At 54.2% G+C, this 16,236-nt stretch carries 12 protein-coding genes, 2 tRNA genes, 3 rRNA genes and 1 pseudogene; 4 read left to right on the top strand and 14 right to left on the bottom strand.

All coding sequences use genetic code 11. The features are described from left to right. Positions 1 to 19 precede the first annotated feature (19 nt). The 9 genes from rrf to JNO50_RS01940 form a co-directional block, all read right to left on the bottom strand. Positions 20 to 134: ribosomal RNA gene (rrf, locus tag JNO50_RS01980) — 5S ribosomal RNA — on the bottom strand. A 108-nt stretch (positions 135 to 242) separates the two neighbouring features. After that, positions 243 to 3,136 (bottom strand): 23S ribosomal RNA (locus JNO50_RS01975). A gap of 228 nt (positions 3,137 to 3,364) precedes the next feature. After that, positions 3,365 to 3,440: transfer RNA gene (locus JNO50_RS01970), tRNA-Ala, on the bottom strand. 11 nt (positions 3,441 to 3,451) lie between these two features. After that, positions 3,452 to 3,528: transfer RNA gene (locus tag JNO50_RS01965), tRNA-Ile, on the bottom strand. A gap of 65 nt (positions 3,529 to 3,593) precedes the next feature. Then, positions 3,594 to 5,131: ribosomal RNA gene (locus JNO50_RS01960) — 16S ribosomal RNA — on the bottom strand. The 16S, 23S and 5S rRNA genes sit together here with 2 tRNA genes alongside, the layout of an rRNA operon. Positions 5,132 to 5,366: 235 nt before the next feature. Next, positions 5,367 to 5,756 carry a J domain-containing protein gene (locus JNO50_RS01955; RefSeq protein WP_189536961.1) on the bottom strand — a complete coding sequence of 130 codons (390 nt, stop codon included), beginning with the start codon at positions 5,754 to 5,756 and terminating at the stop codon, positions 5,367 to 5,369. Beyond that, positions 5,744 to 6,478, bottom strand: a complete 735-nt coding sequence (locus tag JNO50_RS01950) for a hypothetical protein (RefSeq protein WP_189536959.1) — start codon at positions 6,476 to 6,478, stop codon at positions 5,744 to 5,746. Before JNO50_RS01950 ends, JNO50_RS01955 begins: the two co-directional genes overlap by 13 nt. Continuing rightward, positions 6,475 to 7,302, bottom strand: coding sequence for a DUF2167 domain-containing protein (locus JNO50_RS01945; RefSeq protein WP_215796459.1), 828 nt, complete (start codon positions 7,300 to 7,302; stop codon positions 6,475 to 6,477). The genes JNO50_RS01950 and JNO50_RS01945 overlap by 4 nt, the downstream gene beginning before the upstream one ends. 212 nt (positions 7,303 to 7,514) lie before the next feature. After that, positions 7,515 to 7,943: a MerR family transcriptional regulator gene (locus tag JNO50_RS01940; RefSeq protein ID WP_189536955.1), complete on the bottom strand. Its 429-nt coding sequence runs from the start codon at positions 7,941 to 7,943 to the stop codon at positions 7,515 to 7,517. Positions 7,944 to 8,017: 74 nt separating this feature from the next. Here JNO50_RS01940 and JNO50_RS01935 point away from each other — a divergent pair, with 74 nt between their 5' ends. Together JNO50_RS01935 and JNO50_RS01930 are read left to right on the top strand one after the other, a co-directional pair. After that, a complete protein-coding gene (locus tag JNO50_RS01935) occupies positions 8,018 to 9,052 on the top strand; it encodes an SDR family oxidoreductase (protein ID WP_189536953.1) in 1,035 nt (344 codons plus the stop codon). Positions 9,053 to 9,188: 136 nt separating this feature from the next. Continuing rightward, complete coding sequence (locus JNO50_RS01930) at positions 9,189 to 10,178, top strand: alpha/beta fold hydrolase (protein WP_189536951.1); 990 nt, start codon at positions 9,189 to 9,191, stop codon at positions 10,176 to 10,178. A gap of 279 nt (positions 10,179 to 10,457) precedes the next feature. On the opposite strand, the gene JNO50_RS01925 is transcribed toward JNO50_RS01930, so the two are convergent. Continuing rightward, positions 10,458 to 10,811 carry a DUF559 domain-containing protein gene (locus JNO50_RS01925; RefSeq protein WP_215796458.1) on the bottom strand — a complete coding sequence of 118 codons (354 nt, stop codon included), beginning with the start codon at positions 10,809 to 10,811 and terminating at the stop codon, positions 10,458 to 10,460. 207 nt (positions 10,812 to 11,018) lie between these two features. Here JNO50_RS01925 and JNO50_RS01920 point away from each other — a divergent pair, with 207 nt between their 5' ends. Then, positions 11,019 to 11,981, top strand: a complete 963-nt coding sequence (locus JNO50_RS01920; RefSeq protein WP_189536949.1) for a helix-turn-helix domain-containing protein — start codon at positions 11,019 to 11,021, stop codon at positions 11,979 to 11,981. A 558-nt stretch (positions 11,982 to 12,539) separates the two neighbouring features. Here JNO50_RS01920 and JNO50_RS01915 read toward each other — a convergent pair. The 3 genes from JNO50_RS01915 to JNO50_RS01905 form a co-directional block, all read right to left on the bottom strand. Beyond that, a complete protein-coding gene (locus tag JNO50_RS01915) occupies positions 12,540 to 13,262 on the bottom strand; it encodes a hypothetical protein (RefSeq protein ID WP_189536947.1) in 723 nt (240 codons plus the stop codon). A 3-nt stretch (positions 13,263 to 13,265) separates the two neighbouring features. Beyond that, a complete protein-coding gene (locus JNO50_RS01910; RefSeq protein WP_189536945.1) occupies positions 13,266 to 13,667 on the bottom strand; it encodes a hypothetical protein in 402 nt (133 codons plus the stop codon). Between the two features lie 153 nt (positions 13,668 to 13,820). Next, positions 13,821 to 14,522, bottom strand: a complete 702-nt coding sequence (locus JNO50_RS01905) for a hypothetical protein (RefSeq protein WP_215796457.1) — start codon at positions 14,520 to 14,522, stop codon at positions 13,821 to 13,823. Between JNO50_RS01905 and istA the strand changes: the two genes are divergently transcribed. After that, positions 14,512 to 15,255: an IS21 family transposase gene (gene istA / locus JNO50_RS01900; protein ID WP_215796456.1), complete on the top strand. Its 744-nt coding sequence runs from the start codon at positions 14,512 to 14,514 to the stop codon at positions 15,253 to 15,255. The two genes, JNO50_RS01905 and istA, sit on opposite strands and share 11 nt — an antisense overlap. Here the strand turns inward: istA and JNO50_RS01895 are convergent. Beyond that, positions 15,164 to 16,185 (bottom strand): annotated as a pseudogene (locus JNO50_RS01895) (IS3 family transposase); the annotation flags it as partial. The gene istA and the pseudogene JNO50_RS01895 sit on opposite strands and share 92 nt — an antisense overlap. Positions 16,186 to 16,236 lie beyond the last annotated feature (51 nt).

Genomic DNA, 16,236 nt, shown 5'->3' with positions numbered 1-16,236 from the left:
TCAGGGCTTGGAGGGGGGAGTCTGGCGGTGTCCTACTTTCACACGGCGAATACCGCACTATCATCGGCGCTAAGGCGTTTCACGGTCCTGTTCGGGATGGGAAGGCGTGGGACCACCTCGCTATGGCCGCCAGACATAAACTGTCAACAAATCAAGAAGCCGCCCGCGCGTCGCGGGAGTATGTATCGGGTCGATGACGCATCGCGTCGCCAGCCTGGGCTCACCCAAGCTGTTCAAATGATAGGATCAAGCCTCACGAGCCATTAGTATCGGTTAGCTTAACGCCTCACAGCGCTTCCACACCCGACCTATCAACGTCCTGGTCTCGAACGACTCTTCAGGGAGGTCAAGCCTCCAGGGAAGTCTCATCTTCAGGCGAGTTTCCCGCTTAGATGCTTTCAGCGGTTATCTCTTCCAAACTTAGCTACCCGGCAATGCCACTGGCGTGACAACCGGTACACCAGAGGTTCGTCCACTCCGGTCCTCTCGTACTAGGAGCAGCCCCCGTCAAACTTCCAACGCCCACTGCAGATAGGGACCAAACTGTCTCACGACGTTTTGAACCCAGCTCACGTACCACTTTAAATGGCGAACAGCCATACCCTTGGGACCGGCTACAGCCCCAGGATGTGATGAGCCGACATCGAGGTGCCAAACTCCGCCGTCGATGTGAACTCTTGGGCGGAATCAGCCTGTTATCCCCGGAGTACCTTTTATCCGTTGAGCGATGGCCCTTCCATTCAGAACCACCGGATCACTATGTCCTGCTTTCGCACCTGCTCGACTTGTCGGTCTCGCAGTCAAGCCACCTTTTGCCATTGCACTATCAGCACGATTTCCGACCGTACCTAGGTGACCTTCGAACTCCTCCGTTACACTTTGGGAGGAGACCGCCCCAGTCAAACTGCCTACCATGCACTGTCCCCAATCCGGATCACGGACCAAGGTTAGAACCTCAAACACACCAGGGTGGTATTTCAAGGGCGGCTCCATGCGAACTGGCGTCCACACTTCCCAGCCTCCCACCTATCCTACACAAGTCTGTTCAAAGTCCAATGCAAAGCTACAGTAAAGGTTCACGGGGTCTTTCCGTCTAGCAGCGGGGAGATTGCATCTTCACAAACATTTCAACTTCGCTGAGTCTCAGGAGGAGACAGTGTGGCCATCGTTACGCCATTCGTGCGGGTCGGAACTTACCCGACAAGGAATTTCGCTACCTTAGGACCGTTATAGTTACGGCCGCCGTTTACCGGGGCTTCGATCAAGAGCTTGCACCCCATCACTTAACCTTCCGGCACCGGGCAGGCGTCACACCGTATACGTCCACTTTCGTGTTGGCACAGTGCTGTGTTTTTGATAAACAGTCGCAGCCACCGATTCTCTGCGACCCCTTCGACCTTCGAGCGCGAGGCTCTACAATCTACCGGGGCATACCTTCTCCCGAAGTTACGGTATCAATTTGCCGAGTTCCTTCTCCTGAGTTCTCTCAAGCGCCTTGGAATTTTCATCCTGCCCACCTGTGTCGGTTTGCGGTACGGTTTTTGCAAGGCTGAAGCTTAGTGGCTTTTCCTGGAAGCGGGGTATCAGTCACTTCAGGTCCGTAGACCCTCGTTATCACCTCTCGACGTTAACAGCGCGGCGGATTTGCCTGCCACGCCCGTCTACCAGCTTGAACGACCTATTCCAACAGGCCGCTGACCTAACCTTCTCCGTCCCCACATCGCACCTTGCAAAAGTACGGGAATATTGACCCGTTTCCCATCGACTACGCATTTCTGCCTCGCCTTAGGGGCCGACTCACCCTACGCCGATGAACGTTGCGTAGGAAACCTTGGGCTTTCGGCGAGCGGGCTTTTCACCCGCTTTATCGCTACTCATGTCAGCATTCGCACTTCTGATATCTCCAGCATCCCTCTCAGGACACCTTCACAGACCTACAGAACGCTCCCCTACCACGTGACCTAAGTCACATCCGCAGCTTCGGTTATAAGCTTGAGCCCCGTTACATCTTCCGCGCAGGACGACTCGACCAGTGAGCTATTACGCTTTCTTTAAATGATGGCTGCTTCTAAGCCAACATCCTGGCTGTCTGTGCCTTCCCACCTCGTTTACCACTTAGCTTATCATTTGGGACCTTAGCTGGCGGTCTGGGTTGTTTCCCTCTTGACGATGGACGTTAGCACCCACCGTCTGTCTCCCATGCTCGCACTTTCCGGTATTCAGAGTTTGCCATGGTTTGGTAAGTCGCAATGACCCCCTAGCCATAACAGTGCTTTACCCCCGGAAGTGATACATGAGGCACTACCTAAATAGTTTTCGGGGAGAACCAGCTATCTCCGAGTTTGTTTAGCCTTTCACCCCTATCCACAGCTCATCCCCTAGTTTTGCAACACTAGTGGGTTCGGACCTCCAGTGCGTGTTACCGCACCTTCATCCTGGCCATGGATAGATCACTCGGTTTCGGGTCTACGCCCAGCAACTCAGTCGCCCTGTTCGGACTCGGTTTCCCTACGCCTCCCCTATTCGGTTAAGCTCGCTACTGAACGTAAGTCGCTGACCCATTATACAAAAGGTACGCAGTCACCCCATTTTTCAAGGGCTCCCACTGTTTGTATGCATCCGGTTTCAGGTTCTATTTCACTCCCCTCCCGGGGTTCTTTTCGCCTTTCCCTCACGGTACTGGTTCACTATCGGTCGATCACGAGTATTTAGCCTTGGAGGATGGTCCCCCCATCTTCAGACAGGATTTCGCGTGTCCCGCCCTACTTCTCGTACGCCTAGTCTCATCGCCACGTTTTCGTGTACGGGGCTATCACCCACTATGGCCGCCCTTTCCAGAGCCTTCCACTAACGCCGCGACTATCTCGTACAGGCTATTCCGCTTTCGCTCGCCACTACTGGCGGAATCTCGGTTGATTTCTTTTCCTGCGGGTACTTAGATGTTTCAGTTCTCCGCGTTCGCTTCGCCTTCCCTATATATTCAGGAAGGGATGACCCCTAAGGGCCGGGTTTCCCCATTCGGACATCGTGGGATCAATGTTCCATTGCCAACTCCCCCACGCTTTTCGCAGGCTTGCACGTCCTTCATCGCCTGTGATCGCCAAGGCATCCACCAGATGCACTTAATCGCTTGACCCTATCATCTGAACAGCCTAAACCACCCAGACTCCAGTTTCGCGACACGTCACGATCCCCTTCAAGACCGTCACGTCGATACAATCATCTACCCAAGTCGCACCCACCCGGATTCCTCCGGATCGGTGAACTTTACATATCAGCTTCTCAATTTGTTAAAGATCAACGCGTTGGCTACAACGCAAATCAAAAACGACGGATCCCTTCCCATCCTCTTTGATTTGCACTGTGGTGGAGGCAGACGGGATCGAACCGACGACCCCCTGCTTGCAAAGCAGGTGCTCTCCCAACTGAGCTATGCCCCCCTTCAGAGTCCTGGTGGGTCTGGTTGGACTCGAACCAACGACCCCCGCCTTATCAAGACGGTGCTCTAACCGGCTGAGCTACAAACCCAGTCTCTACTTGCCAACTTCCGAATAACCGATAGGTTGTGAGCGCTTGACGTCGCCATTCTCTAGAAAGGAGGTGATCCAGCCGCAGGTTCCCCTACGGCTACCTTGTTACGACTTCACCCCAGTCATGAAGCATACCGTGGTAAGCGGCCTCCTTGCGGTTAGCCTACCCACTTCTGGTATCCCCCACTCCCATGGTGTGACGGGCGGTGTGTACAAGACCCGGGAACGTATTCACCGCAGCATGCTGATCTGCGATTACTAGCGATTCCGACTTCACGCACTCGAGTTGCAGAGTGCGATCCGGACTACGATCGGCTTTATGAGATTGGCTCCACCTCGCGGCTTCGCGACCCTCTGTACCGACCATTGTATGACGTGTGAAGCCCTGCTCATAAGGGCCATGAGGACTTGACGTCATCCCCACCTTCCTCCGGTTTGTCACCGGCAGTCTCATTAGAGTGCCCAACTTAATGATGGCAACTAATGACAAGGGTTGCGCTCGTTGCGGGACTTAACCCAACATCTCACGACACGAGCTGACGACAGCCATGCAGCACCTGTGTCCAGGCTCCCTTTCGGGCACCGCCGCCTCTCAGCAGCGTTCCTGGCATGTCAAGAGCAGGTAAGGTTCTTCGCGTTGCATCGAATTAATCCACATCATCCACCGCTTGTGCGGGTCCCCGTCAATTCCTTTGAGTTTTAACCTTGCGGCCGTACTCCCCAGGCGGTCAATTTCACGCGTTAGCTACGCTACCAAGGATTCAAACCCCCAACAGCTAATTGACATCGTTTAGGGCGTGGACTACCAGGGTATCTAATCCTGTTTGCTCCCCACGCTTTCGTGCATGAGCGTCAGTATCATCCCAGGGGGCTGCCTTCGCCATCGGTATTCCTCCACATCTCTACGCATTTCACTGCTACACGTGGAATTCTACCCCCCTCTGACGTACTCTAGCTGAACAGTCCTCAATGCCGTTCCCAGGTTAAGCCCGGGGCTTTCACATCAAGCTTGTCCAACCGCCTGCGCACGCTTTACGCCCAGTAATTCCGATTAACGCTTGCACCCTACGTATTACCGCGGCTGCTGGCACGTAGTTAGCCGGTGCTTATTCTTCAGGTACTCTCATCCCCACCCGCTATTCACAGGCAGGATTTGCTCCCCGACAAAAGTCCTTTACAACCCGAAGGCCTTCTTCAGACACGCGGCATGGCTGGATCAGGGTTGCCCCCATTGTCCAAAATTCCCCACTGCTGCCTCCCGTAGGAGTCTGGGCCGTGTCTCAGTCCCAGTGTGGCGGATCATCCTCTCAGACCCGCTACTGATCGTCGCCTTGGTGGGCCTTTACCCCCCCAACTAGCTAATCAGACGTCGGCCGCTCGGATAACGCGAGGCCCGAAGGTCCCCCGCTTTCCTCCTCAGAGCGTATGCGGTATTAGCACAACTTTCGCTGCGTTATCCCCCATTACCCGGCACGTTCCGACGCATTACTCACCCGTTCGCCACTCGCCACCCGGAGCAAGCTCCTGTGCTGCCGTTCGACTTGCATGTGTAAAGCATGCCGCCAGCGTTCAATCTGAGCCAGGATCAAACTCTTCAGTTCAATCGCTAACTTTACTTCTGGCACGCAAGATCAAAGAAACAAAACCAGGTTCATTTCTGTCTTGCCGTGCAAGTGTCGGCTTCGCCAAACACTCACACCTATCGGTTATTCGCATTATTAAAGATCGGCGCCGCGCTCTTCGCTGCAGCAGAGGAAGCGAACTATACCCCCTCAACCCAACACCGTCAACACTTTCACGTCCTAAAATACAACAAAATCGCTAACCCGTTGAATTTCAACAAACCGGCTCATTACCCTCTCGCTCGGCCATGGCCCGATCATAAGCGGCGTTGATCGCCTTGGTCTTGCGCTCGCACAGTTGTCGCACTTCCGGCCCCAGCGCATCGACCTTGTCAGGATGGTATTGGCTTATCAGAGTCTGGTAGGCCCGCCGGATCTCCCGGACATCCGCATTCCGGTCGACATTCAGCACTTTATGCCAGGCCGTGGCGGGCAAATCCTCTTCGCATTCTTCCGCCGAACACTCCTCACGGCGATTCCGCTCATGTCCGGACAGACCGCCTGGCGCGGGTTTCGGCTCGACAGAACCGAAGCAGTACCGGGCGACCACCCAATACCCGATGAACAGACAGACAAGGCAAACCAGGATCTCTACGCCCGACATGAGTCCATTTCCCGAATAAGAAACTGCAGATGACTGTTCAAACGACCGGAACGCTCGCTCGTCTCGTCCGCCCATTCCGCCTCCACCCGGAGGCGGCTGACCACACCGGCAAGAGCCGAAGCACGCTCGGCGCCGTCAAGACCGCGATCGAGCACCGACAGGAAATCGTCGTTCAGCGGATATGCCAGGCTCAAATGCCTGACCACGTTGAGGGCGAAAGGCGGACAAGTCAGGCTCTCGAACGCGAGAGCGGCGAACGTTTTTGCGGACAACCGGTAATCCGCGCGACGGAACCAGATCAGCGAGAGGAGAACGAGAAGGCTGGAATAAAAAAGCACGATGCCGGCCGCGATCGCCAGATTGCCCCACCGGGAGTAAAGACCCGCGGGAATCAGGACAAAGAGCGCAAACATCATCAGCCAGATGAAAGGAGCCAGCACGGCATAAATGTTCCCGGGAGGAACCCAGGGACGGGAAGGCCCGACCAGTCCCTCCATATTCCATGCCAGGCGATGCAGAGGACGGTGGGGCAGAAAGGGATTTGGCAAAAAGGGTTCTTTCCCGCGCAGCAGAAACCTGTTCTCGCCGAAACAGGCGGCCCAGCGGCCATTCCATGAACGGCAAAGCAGGACTTCGTTGCAGCCAAGCAGCCGGGCGGAATCGTAAAGGTACAGCACGACCATGCCCGCCGCCAGCCACATCTCCGGATACGGAATAATCAAGACTTCGCTTTCTTGAACAGCGAGGTGATGCCGGCGATGGCGGCCACCACCGCACCGACAATCAATTTCCAGCCAGCGGCGAAGAAGCCGGCGATCACCGCCCAGAACCCTTTTTTGGTGGCGACGGCTGCGGCGCCGCCGACGATCAGCGCGGCCAGACCGTACTCGGCGACATGATCGCCTTCCTTGAATTCGGAATATCGCTCACCCGCATTGAACTGGAAACTCTGGAGCACCTTTTTGAAGCTCTTTACGTCTTTATCCAGCGTCTCCGGAGAAGAAACCAAAGTCGCGCTCATGACACCGCTTCGCCCGAGCAGACGGATGGTGTAATTGAGCGTGGTTTTGCCTTCGGATTGCAGTTTGATACCCCACTCAAGACTCTTGGTTTGTTGATCATAATGAGGCGGCACATACCAGCCTTCCGTATACAGAGGCGGCAGGTTGAGACGTTTGCGTTCTTCATTGGAAGGACCGTCGCTCTCTTTCAGCGTCTTCAGAAGTTCATCGGCCTCGATCTTTTCATCATCCTTCACATACCCGACCGGATCGAAGGAAAAGGCGGCCCACCAGCCATCCTCCTGGGAAAAGACAATATTGTTTCCGGGCTGGGGCAGATTGCCGGTAATTCGCAGGAACCGGGAAGAATTGCTCTCATCGATGAAAAGCGTATTCTCGTCCGGAGTTTTCAGTGTGGCCTTTCCGACAACCTGTTCCGTTTTCGGGCCGACATGCCAGTTCAGGTTACGCAGCGCGATATTCGGATCCGGTTCGCTTGGCGCGGCCAATGCCAGAACAGGGACGGCGCAGAATACGGCGACCACTTGCTTGAACTTCATTACCGACGATTTATTGGAGGAAAGAGAATGCATTGGAAACCCGCTGAATACGCAATAAAAGCAGCAGTATGGCAGGATTTATTCCATATCTTTTAAAATAGTGAATAATTAACAAACAAAAAAAACCATTTCATGTAATTCAATCCACTACCTGATAGCGAGCCTGGCAAGGTGGACTCCGGAAACGGAGCCAGTTGTCACCCGGCAGCAGGCGGAATCAGCGACGCGAGGCAGGGCGCAAGACCGGCGAATCGGGGCTCGTCCCCCGAGCGACCACTGGCAATCCAGTCGCGCTTGCCGCGCAAATAGCCGGCGAGTTGTTCCAGCTCAGCGGCTTTTTGCGCCAGCTTGGCCAACTGGGCATCCAGCAGCGCCACTTCGCGTTCCGGCGAAATACCGGTCCACAGCAGTTCGCGCGTCACATCCCCGATCTCTTGCAATGACAAACCCAATGACTGTGCGAAGCGGATCAGGGCAGCCAGCGCCACGTCCCGCTCGGAGAACTCATGATAGCCATGGCTGCGCCCTTGTCTGCCGCGCCGCGGCTGCAATAATCCCTTGCGTACGTAAAAACGCACGGTGTCCTGGCTCAGACCGCTTCGCCGGGCGAATTCACCTATCAGCATACTTACTCTCCCGCTTGACCCTGGAGTTCACTCCAGCATTATAAAACCGACTTCATTGTCGATGGAGTCCGCTGATGCAGAACCAATATCCTGTATTACCCACCGCCTTTGTCACGGGGGCCACCGGCCTGCTGGGGAACAATCTGGTCCGCGCCCTGCTCGCCGAAGGTTTCCGTGTGAAAGCGCTGGCCCGCTCACCGCAAAAAGCCATGCAGCAGTTTACCGGCCTGGAGGTCGAGATCGTGACCGGCGACATGCTCGATGTGCCCGCGTTTGCCGCCGCGCTGAAAGGTGTGGACGTGGTCTTTCACACCGCGGCGTATTTTCGTGATTCCTATAAGGGTGGCAGCCACCGCGAAGCGCTACGGCAGGCCAACGAGGAAGGGACTCGCGCGCTCTTGCAGCACGCCTGGCAAGCCGGGGTCAGACGCTGGGTGCACGCCAGTTCGATCGCGGTGCTGCGCGGCGCGCCCGGACAGACGGTGAATGAGACCATGCTACGGGATGAGGTCGACGCCGACGACTACTATCGCAGCAAAATCCGGAGCGACCGGATCGTCCTGGATTTTTTGGCGCAGCATCCTGACTTCTGGGCCAGTTTCGTTCTGCCGGGCTGGATGCACGGGCCGGGCGACCTGGGGCCCACCCAGGCCGGGCAAACTGTGCTGGACTTGGCGCATGGCCGCCTGCCCGGCGTTCCTCCGGGCTCGTTCTCCATCGTGGATGCCCGGGATGTGGCCCAGGCGATGATTCTGGCCAACCGCCACGGCCGCCGTGGCGAGCGCTACCTGGCGGCGGGTCAGCATATGGATATGGGAGAGTTGCTTCCGCTCCTGGCCGAACAACTGGGTGTCAAAGCGCCGGTCCGACGCATTCCGCTGCCCGTGCTGTGGCTGCTGGCCGCCGCCAACGAACTGTTCGCGCGCATCACCGGCCGTCCGGTATTGTTAAGCTGGGCGCTGGTAAGCACCATGGCTTCGGAGAATGATCGCTCGCGCTTCGATCCGGCCAAAAGCGCGCAAGAGTTGGGTCTGGTGTTCCGACCGCTGGAAGAGACGCTGCGCGACGAAGTGGCATGGTTCCGTCATCACGGACGCCTGCCCGCCTGATACTATCTGACAAAGGGGACCCGTGGTCCCCTTCCCGTTGCCCGACGAGCCGAAAATCGTGGATACCCGCCAAATACATCGGGCACGATGGTCAATCGATACAGGGCAAACTCGCCGCCTCATGCAGAAAAACATAATGAATCGTCTGAACCGACTGGTTGCCGTCCTTGGCCTGACCCATGGGATCGCAACCGCTGCCCCCTCTGCCCAAATGGAAACCTTCCTTGACGCCCCCGGCCCTCAGGGAGCACTGAAGGGCTCTCTGCTGGCTCCCGCCGCGCCATCCGGCCCGGTGGTCCTGATTATCCCCGGCTCGGGCCCGACCGACCGCGATGGCAACAACCCGCTTGGCGTGCGCGCCGCCACGTATCGGCTTCTCGCGGAAGGACTCGCTGCTCGCGGCATCACGACGGTCCGGATCGACAAGCGCGGCATGTTCGCGAGTCGCGCGGCCCTCCCGGATGCCAATGCGGTCACGATTGACGACTATGCAAAAGACATCGACGCATGGATCCGCGTGGTCCGCGAACATACCGGGACTTCGTGCGTCTGGCTGCTCGGGCACAGCGAAGGCGGGCTCGTGGCGATGGTGGCCGCCAACGCGCGAAAAGACGTGTGTGGATTGTTGCTCGCGGCTGCGCCGGGCCGGCGAATGGGCGACATCCTCAGGGAGCAACTGAGCGACAACCCGGCCAATGCGCCATTGCGGGATCAGGCCTTCGTTGCGATCGACAGGCTGGAAAAGGGTCAGCCGGTCGACACGACAACGATGCATCCGGCGCTACTCGGCTTGTTCGGTCCCCAGGTACAGGGGTTTCTGATGAGTGCGTTTTCCTATGAGCCGGCGAGACTCCTGGAACACTACCCCAAGCCGGTACTGATACTCCAGGGACAAAAAGATCTCCAAATCCGCGAGATCGATGCCCTCACCCTGAACAAAGCCAACCCGGCCGCGGCGCTGGTGCAGCTGCGCGACGTCAACCATGTCCTCAAGCATGTCGCCCACGACTCCGTGGACGCCAACCTCGCCACCTATGCGGATCCGGCCCTGCCGCTCGCTCCGGGAGTCATTGATGCGATTGGCGGTTTTATTGAAAAACATCACCAAACCGACGGCAGCCGTTGAGTCAACGGGGTGGCGGAGGGTCAACTTCCAGACGCATGCTGGTAGTCAGTGGCGGCCTCTCGGCCGAAACAGTCGTTCTTAGCTTCTCAGATAAGCCATGTCGGCATTCATGCAGGCAGCCGCCGAAAAAGCATCTTGCTAAACGAGGGACGATTCAGTCGCCCGGAGAAGTCGGAGGGAAGCCTCATTTTGGCGATCAATCTCCGCTGCTACATAGTCTTGGTCATCCTGCACAATATTCTCCCTGGTTTTTTGCGGTGGCCAGCGAGAGGCCGGTTGTCAGTTCGTCGAAACGTCATAGCGTTTGAACAGACTCTCGAAGAAGGTCTTCACGTCCGCCTTGGCCGTAGACGCCTGTAGCTCCGCCGCCCCGAAGCGAAAGACTTCATAACCCGCAAGCTTGAGTTCGCGGTCAGCCCTGACCATCCGCGCGTAGCGCTGTACATCGGCGGTGCCAGAGGCATCCGCGTAGTGGTGCTTGCCATCGACCTCAATAACGACTCGCACGCCCTGCGGCAACAGGAGCAGGAAGTCCATGCGAAAACGCAAAAGCGCATCTGCCCCTCGCTCCTTGACCGTGCGCGGATCCCAGTGCAGCCATACTTCCGGTAGTAACGCTGGCAGGTTCGGCACAGCTCGCCAGCAGAATACAGTGGCAGGAGTCGGTAGCATTCGCACAGCCAAACCAAGTGCTACCTTTTTTCCCTGCCAACCGGACCTCTAGCGACCGTCGTCCGATCCATGCGCCGAAATAGCAAGTCAGATGTTGCAGCTCTCAAGAAGTACTCGTATAGTTTTTAGTAAACATTAAAATAAATTTACTTAATAAAGGAGCCGAACATGAAGTCATCGTCACTCGTGGAACTCGCACTGTCCGCTCTGGGCTGTACCCAGAAGGCACTTGCCCTTAGGCTCGGAGTTTCGCCAGCACAGATTAGCAAGTGGAAGAACGGCGAGCACATTTCATTCGAAATGAGCGAAAAGTTGAGCGAACTGGCGGGCTTGGACGATCTGGATCCAAACATCGTCTTGCTTGCCGGCTCCAAAGAAGATGCCAAGAAATGGGTAAAACTTATCCGTTACCTTGCCGATCTCGCTGAGTGCAATGCGGAGACTGGCTACAACACAGCACCGTTAGTTGAGGATGTGGATGACGACAATTGCGTCCTATTCTGGAACACCTTTCATGTGCTTCAAGAAATGGGGGTCAATATTCCTCAGCCATTTCCCGAGGAGTTGTGGGCTTGCATAGCGGAGGATGACGATGATGAGGGCGAGGCCGTTTGGGACAACAAGATTGCTTCACTCATCTATGACATGTTCAAGTCACTGACAAATGTGTACGACTTCTATGCAGCGTTCGTGTCGGATTTGGTTTACGACGACGAGTTGGATCTATTCGATACCCCAGCTTGGGAACTTGATACTGCACTGCTCAGCCTGGCCGCATCGAAGCTGGATCTGGACGAGAACAAGTTTCCCGGCTTTCCAAGGTTCAAGCACAAAGTAGAGTCTGAGGTCACTGAAATGGTCGCGTATCTGAAGGAGCGTGCATTTCGTGCTGGCATCCCCCTCAGAGCCGAGTTGATGGACCTGGTCTTTGATTCCCACGACGAGTTGGGTCAGACCGCAGAAGCGCGTAGCCTTGGGTTTGACAAAAGCCGCCTTCATCCGGACATCTATATGGACGAACTGCTCACAGGCATGCGTGTGATTCATCAAGTGCTGCCAGCAATCATGAAAAAGCTTGGCATTGAAGACGAGTTTGAGCTTGATACTTCCAAACTCCGGCTCGGCCAGTAGCGGTTAGCTGGTCCCGTTCATCCAAACCCCGAATAATCTCGTTGAGAGTTTGTTCACCGGCCTCACACGTGAGTTCGTCACACCCCTACTTCAATCATTACCCTTGAGAATTATCAAACCAAGCAATCTCAAACAAAAAGAGGCCCTTCCGGGCCTCTTTTCTGAGTACTACTGGCAAGAAACTGATCATGTCGTCGTAACAAACTTTATTCTTTCTGATCACTATGTTAGTTTAAAATAAAGTTCTTTCCTAAAATCGTCGTAACCAATTGATCTTAAAGATATAGCACATAGCCATACCTTTAAATAAGTTCTTTACTCAACAACGATGACTTACCTGTCAGCCGGAAGCACCACAAAATAAAGTTCTTTACAGGAAATCATTTTCCTGCATTTTACGATAAGGTTTGGTCCAGATCTGAACAACAGCCGCATTCTCGGCTTGCGCGCAGGACTCAGTATGATGCTTCCGTAAAAGGTTACCCAACGGCTAAGTTTTAATCGACAATAGCCTAGATCACCTACCTAGATGGTTTCTAGAAACACTTTGCTCCTTACCTATCCTTGGGAATCTTCAGATGGCTTTTCAGATAAAGGATTAGACCAGCCTTTTTTATCGCACAACGCTTGAAGCTCTTCTGGTGATTCAGCTCCTTGCCTATGAATTTCTTGATGCGCCTCTGGATTAACAACAATAATGTTACTTAAATCTCTTGATTTACGAGGTTTGTCTGCACGTCTTTCAATGTGATGTGCATGCGCATTTGGTTGGAGAGGCTGCCCCGTCAGTTGACAAGCTTTAATTTCATCAGCTTTAATTTTCTTCTCTTTTAAGCGTGGTTGTTCATGCCTGTTTTTTGCCTCTTCTAAGACGCGTTTTTTTTCAAGCTCGGGAGCATCGCGCAGTGCGACAACACAGCTTTCGGAATCGCGAAGCCTTTCACGCTCAACTGGGTCTCGAGGTTCTTCAATACGTTTCGACAATTCTTTGCATACGGCCGGAATGGATAATAGCTTCTTTTTTCCTTGCTCTAATTTATCATCGTCATCTAAATCATTATAGATTCTATTTACTCCTTTTTTGTCAGTTGCTAGCAAATGTGGCATAGCTTCTTTGTCAATAAAAGCACGTCCATCAGGAGTATAAACCGACGTTTCTTTTATAAGTTGACGTGTTTTCTCTCCATCCACCGGAACAATATTCTCACTAACAGGCGGAAAAGATATTTGCAATTCAGATGTCGATATTACAATTGGAAAGCTTTTATTTTCATCAGACATGATTTAATCCTCAATCATGACTTCGTATAGTTTCTTTGCCACCACAAATGCTGCATTATCACCGCCCTTATCAGGGTGCACTTGGTTAGCTATTTTTTTATACCATTTTTTAGCAGCGCTCTTATCTTCATAAAGCTTATCCGTTATGCCAAGAGCAACATTTCTTTGCTTTCCTTCTAGCTTTGTTAGGTAATATATATATTCTTGTTGTTTTGAGACAAACGGTCCTTTTATGTAAGGCACCCAATTTCGGCGCAATTTCAAAACAACACTAAAAAGCTCTTCATAATTTGAAACATCGACTTTTAAAGGGCTTATATCCTCCTCCAAAGCGCTCACCAACATTGGTAAGTCACCCAACACACGCAAGTCATCAACAGATTTTACTTTACTAATGGCATTCATTGGTCAAATCCCTTTCTATTGATATTGAAATTCGCACTGAAAAGCGGTGCAGTTTTTTTGCAGCATTCCAATTTCTACTTAGCAATCAGCTGACTTGAAGGGGCACTTCTAGCCGGGAGCTGCCATCTTCAACATAGTCAAGCACATGCTTCTTTAGACAGTATTAGTATTCATCCTATTCAGGGCACGAGCTAATCTGGCTCCTGATTTCCGCAACAATCTCTCTATGGCACCAATATTAGCACCATGCGCTTCACACACAGAGGCAAGCGACTGTCCACTAAAGAAATCATTTAGCGCATTTAAATCCGATTCGTGCTCGCCATCAAGATCAGGCAACCCGTTAAAATTTAAATATTCATTCACCGCCGCATTACTTAATGAGCAACTTTCTTTTATATCTGCGACCTTCCCGTTGTTTCTAATGTATTCGCCGTACAGTAGTTCGTATGAATAATCTTTACCCTCCAATTGGAATAATGTTGCCATATGATCCATCTTTTCAAACTCAATTAAAATATCTGAAAATGAATCATAAAAAAAGGCAAACAAAAGTAGGTACAATTCAGTTGCTCGCTGATTGCTGGTTTTGGCAAATACACGACTCACACCAAAGACTTGCTTTTCCCGCCTGAAACAATCTAACCATTCTTTCGGAAGGCGGTCTTTCATTTTATCTTCCAAAATCAAGTTTCTTCCATTCTGACCAAGCAGTTCAAGCTCTCCAGTGTTAAACAGCGTGCAAAAGTGACCAGGTTCCCGGGGTAAACAGCGTCCAATTTTGACCACCCCGGGCATGTGCCACACTTCGCCTTTTGGCGAGGGCAAACCTGGAGTGATTTGCATGGAAACCATCGGCAAGATCCGCCGCCGCCACCTGGTGGGCAACGAGAGCATCAGCGCTGTTGCCCGCTCCCTCAACCTCTCCCGCAACACCGTCAAGAAATACCTCAAGACCACCACCGCCCCGCAATATCAGCGCCAACCCCGCCGCCCCAGGCTCGGCGCCTTCATGGACACGCTGAACGCCTGGCTTGAGCACGATAGCCATCTGCCCAAGGCACAGCGGCGTACCGCCCGTCGTCTGTTCGAATGCCTGCAGGCCGAGGGGTACCGGGGCGCCTACGACAGCATTCAGCGCCACGTCAAAGCCTGGAAGGCCTCCAAGCCCGGCACCCTCACGCCGAAGCAGGCCTTCGTCCCGCTGCTCTTCGCGCCGGGCGAGATCTGCCAATTCGACTGGAGCTACGAACAGGTGGTACTCGGCGGCATTACCCAGACCATCAAGCTGGCGCACTTCCGATTGGCCTATAGTCGCCAGCCTTTCGTCATCGCCTATCCGCGCGAAACCCAGGAAATGGTGCTGGATGCCCACGTCCAGGCTTTCGCCTTCTTAGGCGGCGCGCCACGCAAGGTGATCTACGACAACCTCAAGACGGTGGTGGACGCCATCTTTACTTGGATTTGCCCCCGTATCACAGGACACCGACCAACGCTTAAGTTGATGAAACCGCCAGGCGTCGAAACTCTCGTGGAGATCGGTATTTCAACGCGCTGTGCGGGTGAAACTTGTTGTAATGCTCAATAGCCATCGCCAGATTCCGGTAAGCCGTATGGGCGTCCGGTTTCGGCATAGGGCCGACGTAGTCTCGCTTCAGCGTCTTGACCATGCTTTCCGCCATGCCGTTACTCTGCGGGCTGCAGACCGGCGTGGTTACCGGCTTGAGGCCGATTTCTCGCGCAAACCGCCGAGTATCGGCGGCAATATAACTCGAACCATTGTCGCTCAGCCATTCCACCTCCGGCGAAATACCCAACTGAATGCCGCGCTTTTCCACCGCTTCCAACATAACGTCTCGAACCATGTCACCCGTGTAGCCACCGGTCGAGGCTGTCCAACTGATGATTTCACGGTCGCAGCAGTCCTCCGCAAAGACAACGCGCAGCTTTTCGCCATTATCACCGCGAAACTCGAAGCCATCCGAGCACCAGCGGCGATTACTGGTGGTCACAGCAACGCGCCCCTCATGCCTGCGCGGGATACCCGGTGGTTTGAGCCGCCGCTGGAGCAGCAGACCATGCTGACGCATGATGCGATAAATGCGCTTCACGTTGACCGGTGGCAAGTTACCGGCCTCTCGCTGTCGGCGAATCAATCCCCACGTCCGGCGGTAGCCGTAGCTGGGCAACGGAGAAATGGCGGTCTGGATCTCTTTGACCAACTCGCTATCATCGGTCGATCGACAAGAACGACCATCGCGTCAATCAACAGGACGCGACGCACGGCGAATCACGTTCGAGCGCGCCAACCCGAGCGAAGTGCAGACCGGGGCTACTGGTCTTCCCCCGGCAATAAGGGTGAGCGCGCAATCCACTTTTTTGTGCGAGCGATGTCCACGGCTTCTTTGAGGATTTCGTTCTCCATCGTCTTCTTGCCGAGGAGTCGCTGCAGTTCGCGTATTTGCTTGATGGCTGACGCCAACTCGGAGGCCGGCACGACTTCTTCACCCGCGGCAATGTTAGCGACAATGTAAAACTGACCCACCTAGACAAACCAAAACTGACCCAC

The organism is Paludibacterium paludis, assembly GCF_018802605.1.
Taxonomy (GTDB): domain Bacteria; phylum Pseudomonadota; class Gammaproteobacteria; order Burkholderiales; family Chromobacteriaceae; genus Paludibacterium; species Paludibacterium paludis.
This window is presented reverse-complemented; position numbering and strand designations above follow the sequence as displayed.

Bases quoted from the DNA above. Each gene is read 5' to 3' on its own strand.
- JNO50_RS01955 (WP_189536961.1), bottom strand. From the start codon at position 5,756: ATGTCGGGCGTAGAGATCCTGGTTTGCCTTGTCTGTCTGTTCATCGGG.
- JNO50_RS01940 (WP_189536955.1), bottom strand. From the start codon at position 7,943: ATGCTGATAGGTGAATTCGCCCGGCGAAGCGGTCTGAGCCAGGACACC.
- JNO50_RS01935 (WP_189536953.1), top strand. From the start codon at position 8,018: ATGCAGAACCAATATCCTGTATTACCCACCGCCTTTGTCACGGGGGCC.
- JNO50_RS01930 (WP_189536951.1), top strand. From the start codon at position 9,189: ATGAATCGTCTGAACCGACTGGTTGCCGTCCTTGGCCTGACCCATGGG.
- JNO50_RS01920 (WP_189536949.1), top strand. From the start codon at position 11,019: ATGAAGTCATCGTCACTCGTGGAACTCGCACTGTCCGCTCTGGGCTGT.
- JNO50_RS01915 (WP_189536947.1), bottom strand. From the start codon at position 13,262: ATGTCTGATGAAAATAAAAGCTTTCCAATTGTAATATCGACATCTGAA.
- JNO50_RS01910 (WP_189536945.1), bottom strand. From the start codon at position 13,667: ATGAATGCCATTAGTAAAGTAAAATCTGTTGATGACTTGCGTGTGTTG.
- istA (WP_215796456.1), top strand. From the start codon at position 14,512: ATGGAAACCATCGGCAAGATCCGCCGCCGCCACCTGGTGGGCAACGAG.
- JNO50_RS01905 (WP_215796457.1), bottom strand. From the start codon at position 14,522: ATGGTTTCCATGCAAATCACTCCAGGTTTGCCCTCGCCAAAAGGCGAA.